The sequence below is a fragment of the Herbaspirillum huttiense genome, from assembly GCF_047300815.1.
GTDB lineage: Bacteria > Pseudomonadota > Gammaproteobacteria > Burkholderiales > Burkholderiaceae_D > Herbaspirillum > Herbaspirillum huttiense_A.
On record NZ_CP178608.1, the window covers coordinates 5425675 to 5443204 of the forward strand.

At 62.9% G+C, this 17530-nt stretch carries 17 protein-coding genes; 7 read left to right on the forward strand and 10 right to left on the reverse strand.

Annotated features, from left to right (window positions below; translation table 11 throughout):
- Positions 1 to 90: 90 nt before the first annotated feature.
- Both ACLRDN_RS24875 and ribA read right to left on the reverse strand, forming a co-directional pair.
- The gene (locus tag ACLRDN_RS24875) at positions 91 to 1251 is read right to left on the reverse strand and encodes a CobW family GTP-binding protein (protein WP_413458448.1); all 1161 of its coding nucleotides are present in this window, start codon (positions 1249 to 1251) and stop codon (positions 91 to 93) included.
- Between the two features lie 221 nt (positions 1252 to 1472).
- Positions 1473 to 2159: a GTP cyclohydrolase II gene (gene ribA / locus ACLRDN_RS24880; protein ID WP_039790315.1), complete on the reverse strand. Its 687-nt coding sequence runs from the start codon at positions 2157 to 2159 to the stop codon at positions 1473 to 1475.
- 235 nt (positions 2160 to 2394) lie between these two features.
- On the opposite strand from ribA, the gene ACLRDN_RS24885 reads away from it, so the two are divergent.
- Complete coding sequence (locus ACLRDN_RS24885) at positions 2395 to 4026, forward strand: GMC family oxidoreductase (protein ID WP_413458449.1); 1632 nt, start codon at positions 2395 to 2397, stop codon at positions 4024 to 4026.
- A 33-nt stretch (positions 4027 to 4059) separates the two neighbouring features.
- Positions 4060 to 5478 (forward strand): coniferyl aldehyde dehydrogenase, encoded by a 1419-nt coding sequence (locus tag ACLRDN_RS24890; protein WP_413458450.1) that lies wholly within the window; start codon positions 4060 to 4062, stop codon positions 5476 to 5478.
- A 6-nt stretch (positions 5479 to 5484) separates the two neighbouring features.
- On the opposite strand, the gene ACLRDN_RS24895 is transcribed toward ACLRDN_RS24890, so the two are convergent.
- Positions 5485 to 6234, reverse strand: coding sequence for a Fic family protein (locus ACLRDN_RS24895; protein WP_413458451.1), 750 nt, complete (start codon positions 6232 to 6234; stop codon positions 5485 to 5487).
- 448 nt (positions 6235 to 6682) lie between these two features.
- Between ACLRDN_RS24895 and ACLRDN_RS24900 the strand changes: the two genes are divergently transcribed.
- Entirely contained in the window at positions 6683 to 7264 is a 582-nt protein-coding gene (locus ACLRDN_RS24900; protein WP_413458452.1) for a hypothetical protein, read from the forward strand.
- Between the two features lie 40 nt (positions 7265 to 7304).
- On the opposite strand, the gene ACLRDN_RS24905 is transcribed toward ACLRDN_RS24900, so the two are convergent.
- The 4 genes from ACLRDN_RS24905 to ACLRDN_RS24920 all read right to left on the reverse strand — a co-directional run bounded on the left by ACLRDN_RS24905 (position 7305) and on the right by ACLRDN_RS24920 (position 9771).
- A complete protein-coding gene (locus ACLRDN_RS24905) occupies positions 7305 to 7610 on the reverse strand; it encodes a hypothetical protein (RefSeq protein ID WP_413458453.1) in 306 nt (101 codons plus the stop codon).
- An 85-nt stretch (positions 7611 to 7695) separates the two neighbouring features.
- The gene (lipA, locus tag ACLRDN_RS24910; protein WP_008333855.1) at positions 7696 to 8688 is read right to left on the reverse strand and encodes a lipoyl synthase; all 993 of its coding nucleotides are present in this window, start codon (positions 8686 to 8688) and stop codon (positions 7696 to 7698) included.
- Positions 8689 to 8728: 40 nt separating this feature from the next.
- Positions 8729 to 9421, reverse strand: a complete 693-nt coding sequence (gene lipB, locus ACLRDN_RS24915; protein ID WP_276842421.1) for a lipoyl(octanoyl) transferase LipB — start codon at positions 9419 to 9421, stop codon at positions 8729 to 8731.
- Positions 9422 to 9456: 35 nt separating this feature from the next.
- A complete protein-coding gene (locus tag ACLRDN_RS24920) occupies positions 9457 to 9771 on the reverse strand; it encodes a DUF2917 domain-containing protein (RefSeq protein ID WP_413458454.1) in 315 nt (104 codons plus the stop codon).
- A gap of 195 nt (positions 9772 to 9966) precedes the next feature.
- Between ACLRDN_RS24920 and gcvA the strand changes: the two genes are divergently transcribed.
- Positions 9967 to 10917 (forward strand): transcriptional regulator GcvA, encoded by a 951-nt coding sequence (gene gcvA, locus ACLRDN_RS24925; RefSeq protein ID WP_413458455.1) that lies wholly within the window; start codon positions 9967 to 9969, stop codon positions 10915 to 10917.
- 65 nt (positions 10918 to 10982) lie between these two features.
- Here the strand turns inward: gcvA and ACLRDN_RS24930 are convergent, their stop codons facing one another.
- Complete coding sequence (locus ACLRDN_RS24930; protein WP_017452757.1) at positions 10983 to 11264, reverse strand: DUF493 family protein; 282 nt, start codon at positions 11262 to 11264, stop codon at positions 10983 to 10985.
- A 259-nt stretch (positions 11265 to 11523) separates the two neighbouring features.
- On the opposite strand from ACLRDN_RS24930, the gene ACLRDN_RS24935 reads away from it, so the two are divergent.
- Together ACLRDN_RS24935 and ACLRDN_RS24940 are read left to right on the forward strand one after the other, a co-directional pair.
- The gene (locus ACLRDN_RS24935) at positions 11524 to 12102 is read left to right on the forward strand and encodes a ComF family protein (RefSeq protein WP_413458456.1); all 579 of its coding nucleotides are present in this window, start codon (positions 11524 to 11526) and stop codon (positions 12100 to 12102) included.
- 4 nt (positions 12103 to 12106) lie between these two features.
- Positions 12107 to 12703, forward strand: a complete 597-nt coding sequence (locus ACLRDN_RS24940; protein ID WP_413458457.1) for a hypothetical protein — start codon at positions 12107 to 12109, stop codon at positions 12701 to 12703.
- Positions 12704 to 12706: 3 nt separating this feature from the next.
- Here ACLRDN_RS24940 and ACLRDN_RS24945 read toward each other — a convergent pair whose 3' ends face one another.
- A complete protein-coding gene (locus tag ACLRDN_RS24945; RefSeq protein ID WP_413458458.1) occupies positions 12707 to 13555 on the reverse strand; it encodes a D-amino acid aminotransferase in 849 nt (282 codons plus the stop codon).
- Positions 13556 to 13675: 120 nt separating this feature from the next.
- Positions 13676 to 15451 carry an ABC transporter ATP-binding protein/permease gene (locus ACLRDN_RS24950; protein WP_413458459.1) on the reverse strand — a complete coding sequence of 592 codons (1776 nt, stop codon included), beginning with the start codon at positions 15449 to 15451 and terminating at the stop codon, positions 13676 to 13678.
- 374 nt (positions 15452 to 15825) lie between these two features.
- Here ACLRDN_RS24950 and ACLRDN_RS24955 point away from each other — a divergent pair, with 374 nt between their 5' ends.
- Positions 15826 to 17529, forward strand: coding sequence for a methyl-accepting chemotaxis protein (locus tag ACLRDN_RS24955; protein WP_413458460.1), 1704 nt, complete (start codon positions 15826 to 15828; stop codon positions 17527 to 17529).
- Position 17530 lies beyond the last annotated feature (1 nt).

Sequence of the window (17530 nt, forward strand, 5' to 3'; positions counted from 1 at the left end):
AGCGCAGTTATTTTTAATCAGGCAATTCCTGGTGCCTGCCCGCAAGTTGCCGCACGGGAACAATGCGGCCGTTTCCCCCTGCATGCCGCTTCAGTAGGCCGGCGGCGACTGCCGCTGCTGGCGCTGCTCGCGCTCGATGGCCTGGGCCTGCATGAAGGCATCGAAAGAGCGCTCGATGGTGGCGCGCTCGATATCGCGGGTGATGAAGACGATGCGGCTGCGGCGGTCTTCCGAGGGCCACTCCGGCAGTGTGGCCGTGGGGTGGAAGATGTGCTGCACGCCGTGGATGACGGTCGGCTTGTCCTCGCCCTTGAGGTTGAGGATGCCCTTGATGCGCAGGATGTTGGGGCCCTTGAAGCCGACCAGCAAGCTCAGCCATTCATCGAAGAGCACCGGATCGATGGGCTCGTCGAAGGTAAAGCAGAAGGCGCGGATGTGGTCATCGTGACGGTTAACGTCGTGGGCGTGATCGTCGTGGTGGTGGCCATGATGATCGTGGTGATCATGGCCGTGGCCGTGATGATGGTGCGCGTGATGGGCGTGTGCCTCTTTCTCGGCGAAGGCTTCCTCGTTGAGCCAGCGGGCGACGTCCGGCATTTTCTCGCCGGGCTTGAAGAGGCCCGCATCGAGCAGCTCGGCAGCGGCGATCTGCCCGACCTGCGGCTGCAGCTGGCGCGCGCCCGGATTGAGCGTGCGCAGCCGCGCCTGCAGGGCCGACAGCGTATCGGCATCGGCCAGGTCGGTCTTGGTCAGCAGCAGGCGGTCGGCCACGGCGGCCTGCTGGACCGCTTCGGGATGATGGTCCAGGGTCGACATGCCATTGACCGCATCGACCGTGACGATCACGCCGTCGAGGCGATAGCGCGCCGAGATTAAGGCGTCCGTCATCAGCGTATGCAGGATGGGCGTGGGCGAGGCCAGGCCGGTGGTCTCGATGACCACGCGGTCGAACTTGCGCTGGCCGCCTTCGGCGAAGCGCCAGGTGATGTCCTTCAAAGTCTTCTTGAGGTCGCCGCGGATGGTGCAGCACAGGCAGCCGCTGCTCATCTCGACGATGGTCTCTTCCTGGCTGTGGGCCACCAGCAGGTGATCCAGGCCGATCTCGCCGAACTCGTTGATGATGACCAAGGTGTTCTTCATCTCCGGCTGGGTGATGAGATGGTTCAGCAGCGTGGTCTTGCCGCTGCCCAGGAAACCGGTCAGCAGGGAAACGGGTATCGGTGCGGCGCCAGGAGGTACGGATGGGTTCATGGTGTAAAGACGGGAAGAATGGACGATCCAGCCGTCATGCTACCTGATGCGTCAAGGGGGCTGCCCGCGCCGGACAAAAAAAAGACGGACCACATGGGGTCCGTCCTGGCGGCAAGCCGCGCCCGGCGCGGGCCGGCATCTTTACCTGGTTTTACCGGATGACGGGAATTCACCATCTGAATGGCCGCCCGCCCTGCATTCACCCGCGTGATGCCTGCGCCTTACTCGTTGTCGTGCGCGTCCAGCGGTACCTTCTCGGTCTTCTCTTCGGTCTTGGCCAGGCCCGGCAGCAGGTGGCCCAGCTTGCGGGCCTTGGTGCCCAGGTAGCCGATGTTGAAGGGATTGTGGTTGGCGATCAGGGCGATGCGCTCGGCCACCGTGATGCCGCTGTCTTCCAGCGCCTTGACCTTGCGCGGGTTGTTGGTCATCAGGCGCAGGCTGGTGATCTTCAGATGCGCCAGCATGGGCAGCACGATCGTGTAGCGGCGCATGTCGGCGGGGAAGCCCAGGCGTTCGTTGGCTTCGACCGTATCGGCGCCCTGGTCCTGCAGGTGATAGGCGCGGATCTTGTTCAAGAGGCCAATGCCGCGGCCTTCCTGGCGCAGGTAGAACAGCACGCCACGGCCTTCCTTGGCGATTTTCTTCAGGGCTGCTTCCAGCTGGGCGCCGCAGTCGCAGCGCTGGGAGAACAGCGCGTCGCCGGTCAGGCACTCGGAGTGCACGCGGCCCAGCACCGGCTCGCCGTTGCCGACGTCGCCCAGGGTCAGGGCCAGGTGTTCCTTGCCGGAAACTTCATCGTAGAAGGCGTGCAGTTCGAAGGTCGCCCAAGGCATGGGCAACTTGCACGAACTGACGAAGACCAGTTTTTCTTCCGGCGCGGCAGCGGCCGGTGCGATCGGTGAGGACATGACAACCTGCTTTCGAATCGAATGCTCAGAACCGCGTATCTTACCTTGCGCCCGGGTTTATTTCAGCGCGCCGGCCACCCCGGTCAAGGCAATTGTCCAATTCGTGCAGGGAATTTGAACAGGCCGCATCGGCCGGGTCATAATGCCAGCCAGTCCGGGACACACCGGACACGGCGCCAGCCCCGAGGGCGGCGCCCCCTTGAAAGCCGGTCAACGATAACAAAGGGAGACAACCGTGCTGTTCGATTACGTCATCGCCGGTGGCGGCTCGGCGGGTGCCACGCTGGCCGCCCGCCTGTCGGAAGATCCACGCATCACGGTCTGCCTGCTGGAAGCTGGCGGCCAGGGCGACAGCCTGCTGGTGCGCACCCCGGCCGCCGTGGTGGCCATGCTGCCCGGCTACGGCAAGCTCAACAACTGGGCGCTGCAGACCACCCCGCAGGCGGGCCTCAACGGCCGCCGCGGCTACCAGCCGCGCGGCCGCGCCCTGGGGGGCTCCTCGGCCATCAACGCCATGCTCTACATCCGTGGCCAGCGCCAGGATTACGATGGCTGGGCCCAGGCTGGCTGCCCCGGCTGGGACTGGGAGTCGGTGCTGCCCTATTTCAAGCGTTCCGAGAACAACGTGCGCGGGGCCGATGCCTGGCACGGGGCCAGCGGCCCGCTGCAGGTCGCGGAACAGAATCGCCCGCGGCCGATCACGCGCGCCTTCATCGAGGCGGCGCAAGCGCGCGGCTATCCGCTGTGCCAGGACTTCAACACCGGCGACAACGAAGGCGTGGGCCTGTACCAGGTCACGCAGTTCCACACGTCCGATCATCGCGGCGAGCGCTGCTCGGCGGCGGCGGCCTACCTGCATCCGGTGATGGAGCAGCGGCCCAACCTGACCGTGCTGCGCCAGGTGCGTGCGCAGCGCGTCTTGTTCGAGGGCAAGCGCGCGGTGGGGGTGGCCTATCGCCAGCAGCAGCAAGAAGCGCAGGTGCGCGCCACGCGTGAAGTCATCATCGCCGCCGGGGCCTTTGGCTCGCCGCAATTGCTGCAACTGTCGGGGGTGGGCCGGCCCGAGGACATCCTGCCGCACGGCATCGACCTGCATCACGCCCTGCCCGGCGTGGGCCAGAACCTGCAGGATCACCTCGATTTCACGCAGGGATGGACCACCCGCGACACCGACAACTTCGGCCTGGGCGTGGTCGGCGGCCTGCGCCTGCTGGGCCAGCTGCTGCCCTGGAAGCGGCATGGCGAGGGCCTCATCGCCACGCCCTTTGCCGAAGGCGCGGCCTTCCTCAAGACCCGTCCGGAACTGGAACGTCCGGATATCCAGCTGCATTTCTGCATCGCCATCGTGGATGACCATGCAAGAAAGCTGCATGCCGGTTACGGCTTCTCCCTGCACATGTGCATGCTGCGCCCGCATTCGCGCGGCCGCGTGGGGTTGCAATCGGCTGATCCCATGGCCGATCCACTGATCGATGCGGGTTATCTCTCCGACCCGCGCGACCTGTCCACCATGATCGCGGGGGCCCGCATTGCGCGCCAGATCGTCATGACCGAACCGCTGCGCCGCTATTGCCGGCGCGAACTCTTCGGCGGCCGCGAGGGCATGGATGAAGGGGCCTGGGAAGCCATGATCCGCCAGCGTGCCGACACCATCTACCATCCCGTGGGCACTTGCCGCATGGGTGAGGATCAGATGGCGGTGGTCGATGCGCAATTGCGCGTGCATGGACTGCAGGGCCTGCGGGTGGTGGATGCGTCGGTGATGCCCACGCTGGTCAGCGGCAACACCAATGCGCCCACCATCATGATTGCCGAGAAGGCGGCCGACATGATCCGCGCCAGCCAGGCCCATGCCGAGGCGGCCTGACACCCTTCGATGACACCATGCAAGGATGCATCAATGACTGATACCACCGCTGCAGAATTGCAGCAGCTTTTCATCGCTCAGCAACAGGCGTTTGCTGCCGACAGTGATCCCTCGCACGCAGTGCGCATGGACCGGCTGGCGCGCCTGCAGGCGCTGATGGACGAGCACGAAGCGGCCCTCATCGCCGCCATCGATGCCGACTTCGGGGGCCGCTCGCAGCATGAAACGCGCATGGCCGAACTGTTCGTGCTGCGCGCCGGCATCCGCCATGCGCAATCGCACCTGAAACGCTGGATGCGTCCGCAACGCGTGGCCACCGCCCTGCACTTCCTGCCCGGCAGCAATCGCCTGCTGGCGCAGCCGCTGGGCGTGGTAGGCATCATCTCGCCGTGGAATTACCCGCTGCAACTGGCGCTGGGCCCGGCGCTGGCGGCGCTGGCGGCGGGCAACCGGGTGCTGCTCAAACCCTCGGAACTCGCGCCCCGGCTCTCGGCCCTGCTGGCCGAGCTGGTCGCGCGTTGCTACGCCCCGGAGGAAATGGCCGTGGTCACCGGGGACGCCAGCATCGGGCAAGCTTTTGCTTCACTGCCGTTCGATCACCTGTTCTTTACCGGATCGACCCAGGTCGGACGGCAGATCGCGCAACTGGCGGCGGCCAACCTGACACCGGTGACGCTGGAATTGGGCGGCAAATCGCCAGCCATTCTCGATGCCTCGTGCCGCTTGCAGGCCAGCCTGCAGCGCATCGCCTTCGGCAAGCTGCTCAATGCCGGGCAGACCTGCGTGGCACCGGACTATCTGCTGGTGCCGCGTGGACAAGCGACCGGGGTGGCGCAGCAACTGGCCGAAGCGATGGGCCGTCTGTATCCGCGTCTGCACGACAACCCCGACTACACCGCCATCATCAGCCCGCGCCATCGGGCGCGATTGCAGGCGCTGGTAGAAGAAGCGCGTGCGGCAGGTGCGCAGGTGATCGAGGTGAACCCGGCGGGAGAACAGCTGGGCCAGAGCCGCAAGCTCGCGCCCACGCTGATCCTGGGGGCGACAGCATCGATGCGGGTGATGCAGGAAGAGATCTTCGGGCCGGTGCTGCCCATCCTCGAATACGACACACCCGAGCAAGCCATCGCCCATGTGCGGCAAGGTCCGCGCCCGCTGGCGCTGTACTGGTTCGGCGAGGATGCGGCACGGCGCGAACAGGTGCTGCGGCAGACCCATGCGGGCGGCGTGACCATCAATGATTGCCTGTGGCACCTGGTGCAGGAGGAGCAGCCCTTTGGCGGCGTTGGTGAAAGCGGCATGGGCGCCTATCACGGGCGCTGGGGCTTCGATACCTTCAGCAAGCGCAAGCCGGTGTTCCGGCAGGCGCGTTGGAACGGCGGAACGCTCTTACATCCGCCTTATGGAAAAAAATTTGAATGGGTGATGGGGTTGATCAGACGATTGAGCTGATGCCGCTCATCCTGGCGCAGGCAGCAGGTCCAGGTACAAGCGCAGCGAACGCTGCACGCTCTCGGCCACGAGGGTGGTGATGGCCGCATGGTCGCCGCTGACGCAGGCCTCATCGAGAGCGTCGTAATACGCCAGGCGATCTTCCTTGCGGATGACCGCCGGGGGATAGCCGGATTTCATCAACTCCAGATTCAACAGCAGGCGGCCGGTGCGGCCATTGCCATCGATGAAGGGATGGATCTTCACGAAGCGCGTATGCAATTGCGCTGCACGTTCGACCGCATGCAGACTGCCGGCCTGCTGATACCACGCCAGCAAGGTGCGCATTTCATCGTTGAGATGCAGGAAATCCGGCGGGGTGGTGCTGGCGCCGGCAATCACCACGTTCTCGCGGCGATAGCGGCCCGCTTCATCGGCATCGATCCCCTTGAGCACCAGACTGTGGATGTCCTTGATGTGCGCTTCGCTCAGGGGCTCGTGGCCGGCCACGACCTGCTCGACGAAGAAGATGGCATCGCGGTGATTGATGGCCTCGAAGTGCTCGCGCAGCGACTTGCCGCCGACGGTGATGCCTTCCAGCACCACTTTGGTTTCGCGCAGGGTCAGTGTGTTGCCTGCGAGGGCATTGGAATGGAAAGTCCAATCCAGTACCAATTTCTCGTGCAGCGATGCTTGCGTATAGCGAGGTACGGGGCGGACCACGTCTAACCAAGTTTTCTCGACATCGATGATGGATAAGCTGGTGTACGTAGGCATTGTCCGCTGCGGAAAGCGCTGCAAAATTTTAACAATCGCGCGTACCTATACCGCAAAGTTGCTTGAAATTCCAACAATATTGACTAGGATATTAAGGCTTAAGAACAGTAACCTCTATACAACTGCTTCAAGATGGCGACGCGTAAAGGGTTGCTCTTAGGCCTTCCGCTTCACAGCCCTTACAGCCTGATCGGTTATAGCTAGCAGAAACGTTAGCGCTATCGCGTTAATCAGAAAAGTCACTGGCAAACAATTTGTTCAGCCTTGCTCACACCTGCAAATTATACGGTCGGCGTGGCGAATAGACGGCTAGCCAATAGCTAGCGGCTACTTCGATGACCGGTGGTCACCAGATATCGAATGGATGACGAATCACGACGATGCTTTGGATCCTGCTTATGGTTCTGTTAGTGCTCCCGCTCTCGAAGCTTGAGCCAGATAGGAAAAAATGGCCCTTGAAACGCAAACAACCATCACATTGATGACAACATCTTTTGCCGCTGTTGGTTGGCTAATAAATCATGTGATTACCTCTCGCCAACACCGAAAGCGTGGTCAATTGGAGGCACAACAGAAATATCTCGAGCGGCAAATCGAAGAACTATATGGGCCTTTGGCATCCGCACTTTTCGAGGGAAGGCGAACTTACTTGGACCTTTTGGACACCTTGGGCAGAGAGACTGTCTTCATTGGTGAAGAATTACTGTCAGAAAGTGACTTGGCCACTTGGCTTTTTTGGGCTGAAGCAGATTTTCTTCCGCGAAACGAGTTTATTAAAACACTCCTTAAAACCAAGGCCCATCTTATCGAGGGCTCTACGTTTCCTGAGAGCCATATTGAATTCTTAGATCATTGCAATTCATGGGCAATAAACCATCGCAGGTGGAAGGAAGAGAAGGTTCCGTATTCATGGCATTCAAAGATTAATTGGCCAGATGATTTCGAACGAGACGTACTATTGACGGCTCAATCACTCAAGAATCGGCAAGCAGAATTATTAGGGCAACTTACGCTAACAAAACCGCTTTAAACCCAACCTTCACGAATGAAGTAATGTCACCAGACTCGCCTCAAGCGGATTGAATACTGCGAATTTTAAACAGGTGAAGTCTGATCTCGGCGATCTTGTAAAAGAGCACTGTCGACCAGCAATACCAGAGGAGAAAAGCGAGGCCCTCTCCCCGATAACGCTGATGGTCATTGATTGTCATCACCAGAAATGCAGCCTGTCCGAAAAGCGCACTCGAAGCGAGAAAAGGACCACTTTCTAAAATCCGAATCCCACCAATTTCGGCATGAGGATTATGCGAAGTCCCCAACCAATGCCACGCCAAGTTATCAGGTGTCAGATTGACCAGGTTGGTGAAAATTCCCACTCTGCACGCTACGGCTTCATTGATCTATGCAGAGTGGCAAATATCATTTTTGAGCTGCGCTTATTATTGGAATTTATAGAAGGCCTTAGACCAACCCGTGCGCCTGCTGATCAGCATGGTAGCTCGAACGCACCATCGCGCCCACGGCGGCATGCACGAAGCCCATCTTGTAGGCCTCTTCCTCGTACATCTTGAAGGTGTCGGGGTGCACGTAGCGGCGCACCGGCAGGTGGTCGCCGCTGGGCATCAGGTACTGGCCGATGGTGAGCATGTCCACGTTGTGCGCGCGCATGTCGCGCATGACCTGCAGCACTTCCTCGTCGGTTTCGCCCAGGCCCACCATGATGCCGGACTTGGTCGGCACTTCCGGATGCAGGTCCTTGAAGCGCTTCAACAGGCTCAGCGAATATTCGTAATCCGAACCAGGACGCGCTTCCTTGTAGAGGCGCGGTGCGGTTTCGAGGTTGTGGTTCATCACATCCGGCGGGGCCATCTTGAGGATTTCCAGCGCGCGGTCCATGCGGCCGCGGAAGTCCGGGGTCAGGATCTCGATGCGGGTCTCGGGCGACAATTCACGTACACGCTGGATGCAGGCTGCGAAGTGCGCTGCGCCACCATCGCGCAAGTCGTCGCGGTCCACGCTGGTGATGACCACGTAGGACAGGCGCAGTTGGGCGATGGTCTTGGCCAGGTTTTCCGGCTCGTTGGGGTCCAACGGGTCGGGGCGGCCGTGGCCGACGTCGCAGAAGGGGCAGCGGCGGGTGCACTTGTCGCCCATGATCATGAAGGTCGCGGTGCCCTTGCCGAAGCATTCGCCGATGTTGGGGCAGGAGGCTTCCTCACAGACCGTCACCAGGTTGTTGGCGCGCAGGATGTCCTTGATCTCGTAGAAACGCGTGGTGGGCGAACCAGCCTTGACGCGAATCCAGTCCGGCTTCTTCAACTTTTCGGCGGCCACCACCTTGATCGGGATCCAGGCGGTCTTGCCGGCGCCCTTCTGCTTGTCCAGCGGATTGGCGCGCGCCGAGCCGGTGGCATTGGAGGAAGAATCTGCTGCGGGAGTGAGTTCGGTAGTCATGTCGGTCGTTCCGGCCCCGGGCGCTCGCGGCGCGTGGGGCTCAAGCCATGCCCGCGAAGCGGGCGATCAGTTGGTCGGCAAGCAAGTCCTGGACAGCGTCGAGCCGGGCATCGGCAGCCCCGAGGGTCTGCATGTCCACGGTGGCCAGGCCTTCGTAGCCGCAGGGGTTGATCCAGGAAAACGGTGCCAGGTCCATCGCCACATTGAGCGAAACACCATGGTAAGTGCAGCCGTTGCCCCGTATCTTCAAGCCCAGCGCGGCCACCTTGGCGCCCTGCCAGGGGCCGTCGGCGGCGTAGATGCCGGGCGCCCCCTCCTTGCGTACACCGGCCAGATTATACGCCGCCAGCGTGGCGATCACCGCCTCTTCGATGTTGTGCACGAATTCGCGGGCGAACAGGCGCGCCCCGCTGCGGTTGCGGCGCAGGTCCATCAACAGGTAGATCACCACCTGGCCAGGGCCGTGGTAGGTGACCTCGCCGCCGCGATCGGTCTGGACAATCGGGATGTCGTGCGGATTCAACACATGGGCGCGATCGGCACCCAGGCCCAGCGTGTAGACAGGGGGATGCTCGACGATCCAGAGCTGGTCGGGGGTGTCGGCGGTGCGCGCATCGGTGTAGGCGCGCATGGCGGCGAAGCTGGCCTCGTAGGGCTCGACGCCGCGCCGGACGATCTCGGGCCGGCGGGCGCCAGCCACGGGCGTGCTGGCGGTGGGCAGTGCGGTTTGCATGCCCGCCAGTGTAGCGAAATTCGTCTTTGCCCGTATCAGAACCAGCGGATCAGGCCGTGCGGCAGGAGCTTGGCAATACGCATCGTCTCGTCACTGCAGCCCTTGGGGGGCAAGGGCGTGACCGTGAACTCGGCCGCGCCGTTGACCGCTTCGAAGAGGGCGTCACCGCGCCCGTGGTAGTCGAAGCAGCTGCCGGGCTTGAGCCAGATGTCTTCGCGGCAGCCGGCGATGGTCAGCCACACCAGTCCGGAAGTCACCCGGATGCGCACGCCGCCCTGCAGGCGGCGGGTCTGTACCTGGCCTGGCTGCAATTGGCCGGGAAGGCTGGAATCTGTGAATGAAATTGTCATGGCGAGGGCTCCTTTGCTCAACTGTCTGCATCGCCAGGCAAGCCGCGTCCCTGCCGCGATGCCCGGGAGGGTGCGGCTGCAAGGGAGAAATGCCTGGAATGATGCGTGATGAGTCATCATTGTAGGAAAGCCCGCAAGCGCAGCAAAACGATATATATTGGTTCTCCTTGCTAATGAAATTCACAAGGAGCCATCATGGCCGATTTGCGCAAGCTCCCCAACCTGGCCGCCCTGCGCGCCTTTGATGCGGCCGCCCGCCATGGCTGTTTCTCGCGTGCGGCCGAGGAAGTCCACGTCACGCCGGGGGCCATCAGCCACCAGGTGCGCGCATTGGAGGAAGACCTGGGCCTGCAGCTGTTCCATCGCCATGGCAAGCGCATTTCCATCACCGAGACCGGCGAACGCTTCGCCGCCACCATCCGCAAGGCCCTGGGCGAGATCGCACAAGCGGCCGACCACCTGCGCAGCCAGACGCGCCAGCAGCGGCTGGTGATCTCGGCCACACCCTCCTTCGCTTCACGCTGGCTGGCGCCGCGCCTGTGGAAGTTCATCGATGTCCATCCGGAAATCGAGGTGGTGCTGCAATCGGGCAGCCACCTGGTCGACCTGCGGCTGGACGGGGTGGACATCGGCATCCGCTTTGGCCGGGGCCAGTACCCGGGCGTGGTCACCGAGAAACTGAGCGAGGACTATTACTACCCGGTGGCCGCGCCCGGCTATCGCGGCAAGCAGAACAAGAAGCTGGTGCGTCCCGCCGACCTGGTGCATTGCACGCTGCTGCGCATGGATACGCGCGAATCCTGGCAGCCGTGGCTGGCCCTGGCCGGGCTGGACCTGCCGGAGCCGCGCGGCACGCTGGTGGTGGAAGATTCTTCGCTGACGCTGCGCCATGCGGTGGAGGGCAAGGGGGTGGCGCTGTCGCGCCATACGATTGCCTGGCAGGAGATCGCCAGCGGCACCCTGGTGCGGCTGTTCGACGTGGCACAGCTGTGCGAGGAGGCGCACTACCTGGTGCACCTGCCGGAAGGGCTGGAGAAGCCGGGCGTGGCGGCCTTCAGGAAATGGATCGTGGAAGAGATGCGGCAATTCCAGGCGCAGTCGGAATGGCCGGGCACGGTGCAGAAAACGTCAACCCGCAAGAAGTGATGCGCACATGAAAAAACCGGCGCGCCTTGCGGGCTGCGCCGGTTTTCCCGAGGGGATGGTGGACCTCAGAGCACGAACTTGACCATCTCGTGCGTGGAGAGCGCGCGGTAGATGTTGTCGAGCTGGGTGCGGCTGGTGGCGCGCACGGTCAGGGTCAGCGACAGGTACTTGCCCTGGGTGGAGGGACGCATCTCGACCTTGCCCGCGTGAAACTCGGGGTCGTGCTCGATGACCATGGCGACGATGGTCTCGGCGAAGGCGTCATGGGTGATCCCGACCACCTTGATGGGGAAGTCGCTGGGATACTCGATCAGGGATTCTTCAGGGGAAATAGTGGGCATAGTCATGGCAAACCGCCTTGGCGTTGTCCGCCTGGCGCTCCGGTTTCAATGCCCTCAGATGGGGATGAACAGGCCGGGTTCAAGCGGAGGTGTTGGGTGGGGAATGCCTGCATTCTACGCCATGCGGGCGGGGTGGCGTGCAGAAAGCGTCATCCGGCCCGGACGTCCGCGCCAGTAATCTGTTCCAAAATCTCCAACAATCGCGATTGATGAGCATGCGCTGCCGCACAAGACTCTGTGTCTTCCCGACAAGATGCGGTGTCCCATGCAAGTCAACCTCAAAATGCTCCAAGGTCGCTTTGAACGGGGGTATGCCCTCGACAAGCACTCCCTCTACAGTCTGCCGGCCGGGTACAACGCGGCAGGCCACATGCAATGGCACACGCGACGCACCGAAGCAGGCGAAGCTCTGTATCAGCTGAAATACCGGCAACAGCAGCGCTACGTCCTGCCACTGGCGCAGGCCGTGCAATCCCACATCCTGCCCTTGCTGCCGGGATTCGGCCTGATCGTGCCAATGGCTTCATCGCATGTTCGCCGTGTGCAGCCGGTCGCTGCCATTGCGCATGCGCTAGGACGTCTGGTTGGCAAACCCGTGTTTGCGCTGTTGAGCAAGGCCAAGGGGGCAGCGCTTCTGAAAAACCTGCGGACGCGTGCCGAAAAAGACGCCGTGCTGACCAATACGCTGATCTTGAATCGCCTGATCCCCGGAGAAGGCCGCTGGGACACATTGCTGCTCGACGACTTGTACGATAGTGGTGCTTCGGTCGATGCTGCATGCGATGCGTTGCGCCGCTATGAGAAAATCGGGGATATTTTCGTGGCAACACTGACGTGGAGGTAAGCCCATGACTACCGTTTTCATTGCTGGCTCCATCAGCATCCGGCACCTGCATCCCAAGGTCCAGGAAAGGATCCTGAACATCGTGCGCCAGGAGTTCGCGGTGGTAGTCGGCGATGCCGACGGCGCTGATACGGCAATCCAGCAGTTCCTGCACGCGATGGCTTACCGGCGCGTGACGGTCTTCTGCAGCGGGCAGGTGCCGCGCAACAATATCGGTCAGTGGCCCGTGCGACGCATCCCTGCCACGCAGCGCCCGGGCACGCGCGCCTTCTTCACGGCCAAGGATATCGCCATGGCCGACGTCGCCGATTCAGGGCTGATGATCTGGGACGCCAAAAGTACCGGCACGCTCGGCAACGTGATCGAACTGCTGAATCGCCAGAAATATTCCTGGGTCTTCATCGATCCGCCTACCCAATTCCTGGCGGTGAAGTGCGCAGAGAGGATCGAGGCCCTGCTCTCGTGCATGAGCGCCTCCGCGCGTCTGCAAGCGCAGCGCAAGCTCGGGCTGGAACACAGGCTACCTGCCCTGCATGTCAATGCAAAGCAATCCAACCTGTTCACGCAGGACGTGAGCGGCGCATTGTACGCCGCCCACTAACTCTTACAGCCGCGCCTTGGCCGCCTGATACGCCGCATACACCTTGGCAAACACCGGCCCCGGCTGGCCGCTGCCGACCGGCTGGCCATCGAGCGTGACCACCGGCAGCACTTCCTTGCTGGCCGAGGAAATCATGAGCTCATCGGCCGCCAGCACTTCTTCACGCGTGATGCGGCGCGACTCCAGCACGATCCCCTGCTCGGCGCACAGCTCTTCCATCAGGCCATAGCGGATGCCTTCCAGGATCAGGTTGTCCTTGGGGGGCGCTGCGATCTTGCCCTCCTTGACCACCCACACGTTGGAGGACGACGCCTCCGACAGATAGCCATCACGGAACTGGATCGCTTCGGTCACCTGGTGCTCGGCCGCGAACTGCGCTGCCAGCACATTGCCCAGCAGCGAGGTGGACTTGATCTGGCAGTTCAGCCAGCGGCGGTCTTCCATGCTCACGCAGGCCACGCCCTTCTCGATGGAAGCCGCCGGCGGCAGGGCCATCGGATTGGTCATGATCAGCACCGTCGGCACCACCTCCTTGGGGAAGGCATGCGCCCGCTTGGCCACACCCCGGGTGACCTGCAGGTAGATCATCTGGTCGTCCAAACCATTGGCCTCGACCACCTGGTCGATGAGGGCATTCCAGCCGGCTTCGTCATGCGGATTCGGAATACCGATGCTGTCGAGGCTGCGGAACAGGCGCGCCAGGTGTTGCCGGCCACGGAAGGCCTTGCGGCGATACATGGGGATCACCTCATAGATGCCGTCGCCAAAGATGAAGCCGCGGTCCAGCACCGGCACGCGTGCTTCGGAGAGGGGCGTGAGTTCGCCGTTGAGGTAGACGATGGGATCGTTCATGATGGGCTTTCCGGTAATCGAGAGTGATCGGGTGAAGGCGGCAACCGTGCCGCGATGAATCCATTCTGTCACGCGGCTCCCGGCGTCCCTATGCAAAAACGGTATAACGCCGCCCTGCCCTCACGCCGCCATCGGCAGCGTTTCCACACGGTGTCCGGCCCCCTCGCCGGCGGCGGGCGGCACGAATTTCCAGCGTACGTCATGGAAGCGCGCCAGCGTCTCGCGGTGGGCGATGCTGATCACGGTCACGCCCGGCAGCTCGCGCGGCAAGGCGGCATAGAGCGCTTCCTCAGTCTCGCCGTCCATGGCGCTGCTGGCCTCGTCCAGGAACACCAGGCGCGGACGGTTCAGGAACACCCGCACGAATGCCAGGCGCTGCTGCTCGCCCGGTGACAGCGCCTGGCTCCAGTTGGCCGCCACGTCCAGCCGGGAGGCAAGATGCGCAAGACGGCACAAACCCAGGTAACGCGTAATGAGCGCGTCATCAAAACTGCCCTCGGCAGCCGGATAGGAGAGCGCTGCACGCAGCGTGCCGATGGGCAGGTAGCTGCGCTGGGGCAGGAACATCGCGGGCGCATCCTGCGGCAGCGCGATGCGGCCCTCGCCGTAAGGCCAGATGTCGGCCATGGCGCGGATCAGGGTCGACTTGCCGCATCCGGAAGGACCGCTGATGAGCACGTGCTCGCCCGACTCCACGCGCGCATCCAGGCGGCGCAGCATGAGGCTGCCATCGGGGAAGGACAGCTGCACGCCCTCCAGCGTCACTGCACTGCCGCCATGCTGCGTCACGGCCAGCGTGCGCGGCATGCCGGCCGCGCGTTCGACATCCGCATGGAAGCCGGCCAGCCGGTTGATGGAAGCCTTCCAGCTGGCCAGCGTGGTGAAGGCATTGATGAACCACGACAGCGCATCCTGCACCTGGCCGAAGGCATCGCTGATCTGCATCAGCACGCCCAGCGAAATGGCCCCGGAAAAATAGCGCGGTGCCGACACCAGCATGGGGAAGATCACCGCGAACTGCCCGTAGAAATTGACGGCCACGTTGAGCCTCTTGGTCAGCCGCATGATGTTCCACCAGTTCGCGCGGATGTCGTCCAGCCGTGCAGTCAGCTGTGCGCGTTCCCGCGGCTCGCCGCGATACAGGGCCACGGCCTCGGCATGCTCGCGCACGCGGATGAGTCCGAAACGGAAATTGGCCTCGAAGCGTTCCTGGTTGAAGCTCAAGCCGACCAGCGGACGGCCGATCCACCACACCACACCGGAGCCGATGGCGGCATAGGCGATCACGAACCAGACCATGTAGCCGGGGATGACCCACGACTGTCCCAGCGCCGTGAAGGACAGCGGCCCGCTCACCGACCACAGGATGTGGATGAAGGAGAACAGCGTCACGCTGCTGGAGATGAACCCCAGCACCAGCGAGAGCGTATCGCTGGTGAGCGCGTGCAGGTCCTCGGCGATGCGCTGGTCGGGGTTGTCGGAGAGCCGGCCCTCCTGCCCCTGCTCGATGCGGTAGTAGGCGCGATGCGCCAGCCAGCGGTCGAGGTAGCGCGTGCTCATCCAGTAGCGCCAGCGGATCTGCAGCGCTTGCTTGAGGTAGACGCTGTAGATGGCGATGGCCACGAAGACGAAGGCCAGCCCCGAGAACTGCCACAGCAGCGACTTGAATTGCGGATAGTCGCGCGACTGCAGGACGTTGTACATGTCGCGGTTCCAGGAATTGAGCCGCACGTTGATGTAGACCATGCCCAGGTTCAGCGCCAGGATGGCCAGCAGCAGGGCCCAGGCCTTCCACTTTTCTTCGGAGACCCAGAAGGGCTTGATGAGGCGCCAGATCTCCGCGCGGGTGGCGCGATTGGCATGGCTGGCCTGCTGGCCAGGTGTTTGTTCGGTCATGGCGAATCCTGTGGGGGTTGTCTTCCTTGCTGCCCAGCTTGCCGCAGAAGACTTAAACCAGGCTTAAACCGCATCAGGAAAGCATTAAGCCCCGTTTAATGCTCTTTCGAACCAGCATTCACGGCTATTGAATGCATCCAGACAATCAATCACGGCGAGCTTCGATCACGGCTAGACTGCAGTCTTTGCCGGTGTTGCCTGACATCAATGCCAAACGCGGAGGTGGTCGGCTAATACTTTTGTGTCATTGGCGCCGGCCGGGCGGACCGCAATAATCCGACGCACCAGGTCCGCTTCCTTGTCGGGCCCCGTCAGCGCCACCCACCCTTGCAACGCACCGCCAGAGCATCGGCTTACATTTTCCGGAGAATCACATGCAAGCCTCAACCCCCAAGCGCCGTTCGCTCAGCGTGGCGGCCCAACTGTCACTGAGCTTTGCGCTGGTGCTGGCCATGATGCTGGTGCTGACGGTGGCCAGCATTTCCAAGGTCAACGCCATCGAAGGCAGCCTGGCCACCGTGAGCGAAGACAACAGCGTCAAGCAGCGCTATGCCATCAATTTCCGTGGCAGCGTGCACGACCGCGCCATCGCCCTGCGCGACCTGACCCTGGTGGGTGAGGGCGAACTCAAGGACGTCATCGCCCAGATCAACAAGCTCGATGCCGACTACCAGCAATCGGCCCGGCCCCTCGATGCCGCCTTTTCCACCATGAAGGTCAGCGCCGATGAACGTGCCGGCCTGGAACGCATCAAGGCCATCGAGGCCCGCGCCATGCCGCTGGCCGCCAAGGCCATCGCCCTGCGCAATGCGGGTGATACCGAAGGCGCACGGCAGCTGCTGCTGACCCAGGTGAAGCCGGCCTTCACCGATTGGCTGGCAGCCATCAACGGCTTCATCGACCTGGAAGAAAGCATGAGCCAGGCCGAATCTGCCAAGGCCCGCAGCACCGCCCACGGCTTCCAGGCCTTCATGCTGGTGCTGCTGGGGGCTGCCCTGGTGGCGGGCGCGGTACTGGCCACGCTCATCACGCGCAGCATCCGTGGCGCACTCGGGGCCGAGCCCGATGAAGTCAAGCAGCTCGCGCTGGCAGTGGATCGCGGCGAGCTCTATCACGCCGACGCTGCGGCCCAGCCGGCAAGCATTGGCGGCAAGCGGCTGAGCATCATGGCCGCGCTCTCGGAGATGAGCGGCAACCTGCGCAATACCGTCACCGACGTGCGCGATGCGGCCACGGGTGTGGCCACCATCAGCGCCCAGATTGCCGCGGGCAACAGCGACCTCTCGGCGCGCACCGAAGACCAGGCTGCCTCGCTGGAAGAAACCGCCTCGGCCATGGAGCAGCTCACCGCGACCGTGAAGCAGAACGACGGCCACGCCCGCGAAGCCAATGAACTGGCACGCAATGCCTCCGACATCGCCAAACAGGGCGGCGCCATCGTGGAGGAAGTGGTCGATACGATGGCGGCCATCAACACCTCCTCGCGCAAGATCGTCGACATCATCGGCGTGATCGATGGCATCGCTTTCCAGACCAATATCCTTGCCCTGAACGCGGCCGTGGAAGCAGCCCGTGCCGGCGAACAGGGACGCGGCTTCGCCGTGGTGGCCACCGAAGTGCGCAATCTCGCCCAGCGCAGTGCTGCCGCCGCCAAGGAGGTCAAGCAGTTGATCGATGCTTCGGTCGGCAATGTGGAAACCGGTACCCGCCTGGTGGAACGCGCTGGCGAAACCATGGAGCAGATCGTGGCCAGCGTGCAGCAGGTCACCGATGTGATGGGCGAGATTTCCTCGGCCAGCCATGAGCAGAGCCTGGGCATCGAGGAAGTCAACAAGGCCATCGCGCTGATGGATCAGGTGACCCAGCACAATGCGGCCCTGGTGGAAGAAGCCACCGCCGCCGTGGCTACGCTGCAGGAGCAGGCCGTGAGCCTGACACGGGCCGTCGGTGTGTTCCAGCTGGAAGCGCCCGATGCGACCGGCCTGGTGGCAACCCCGGCGCCCGCGCCTGCGCTCAACACCGTGCAGGTCCCGCTGCGCGTGGTGCCCAAGCTGGAAGTGGTGCGCAAGGCGGCGTGAT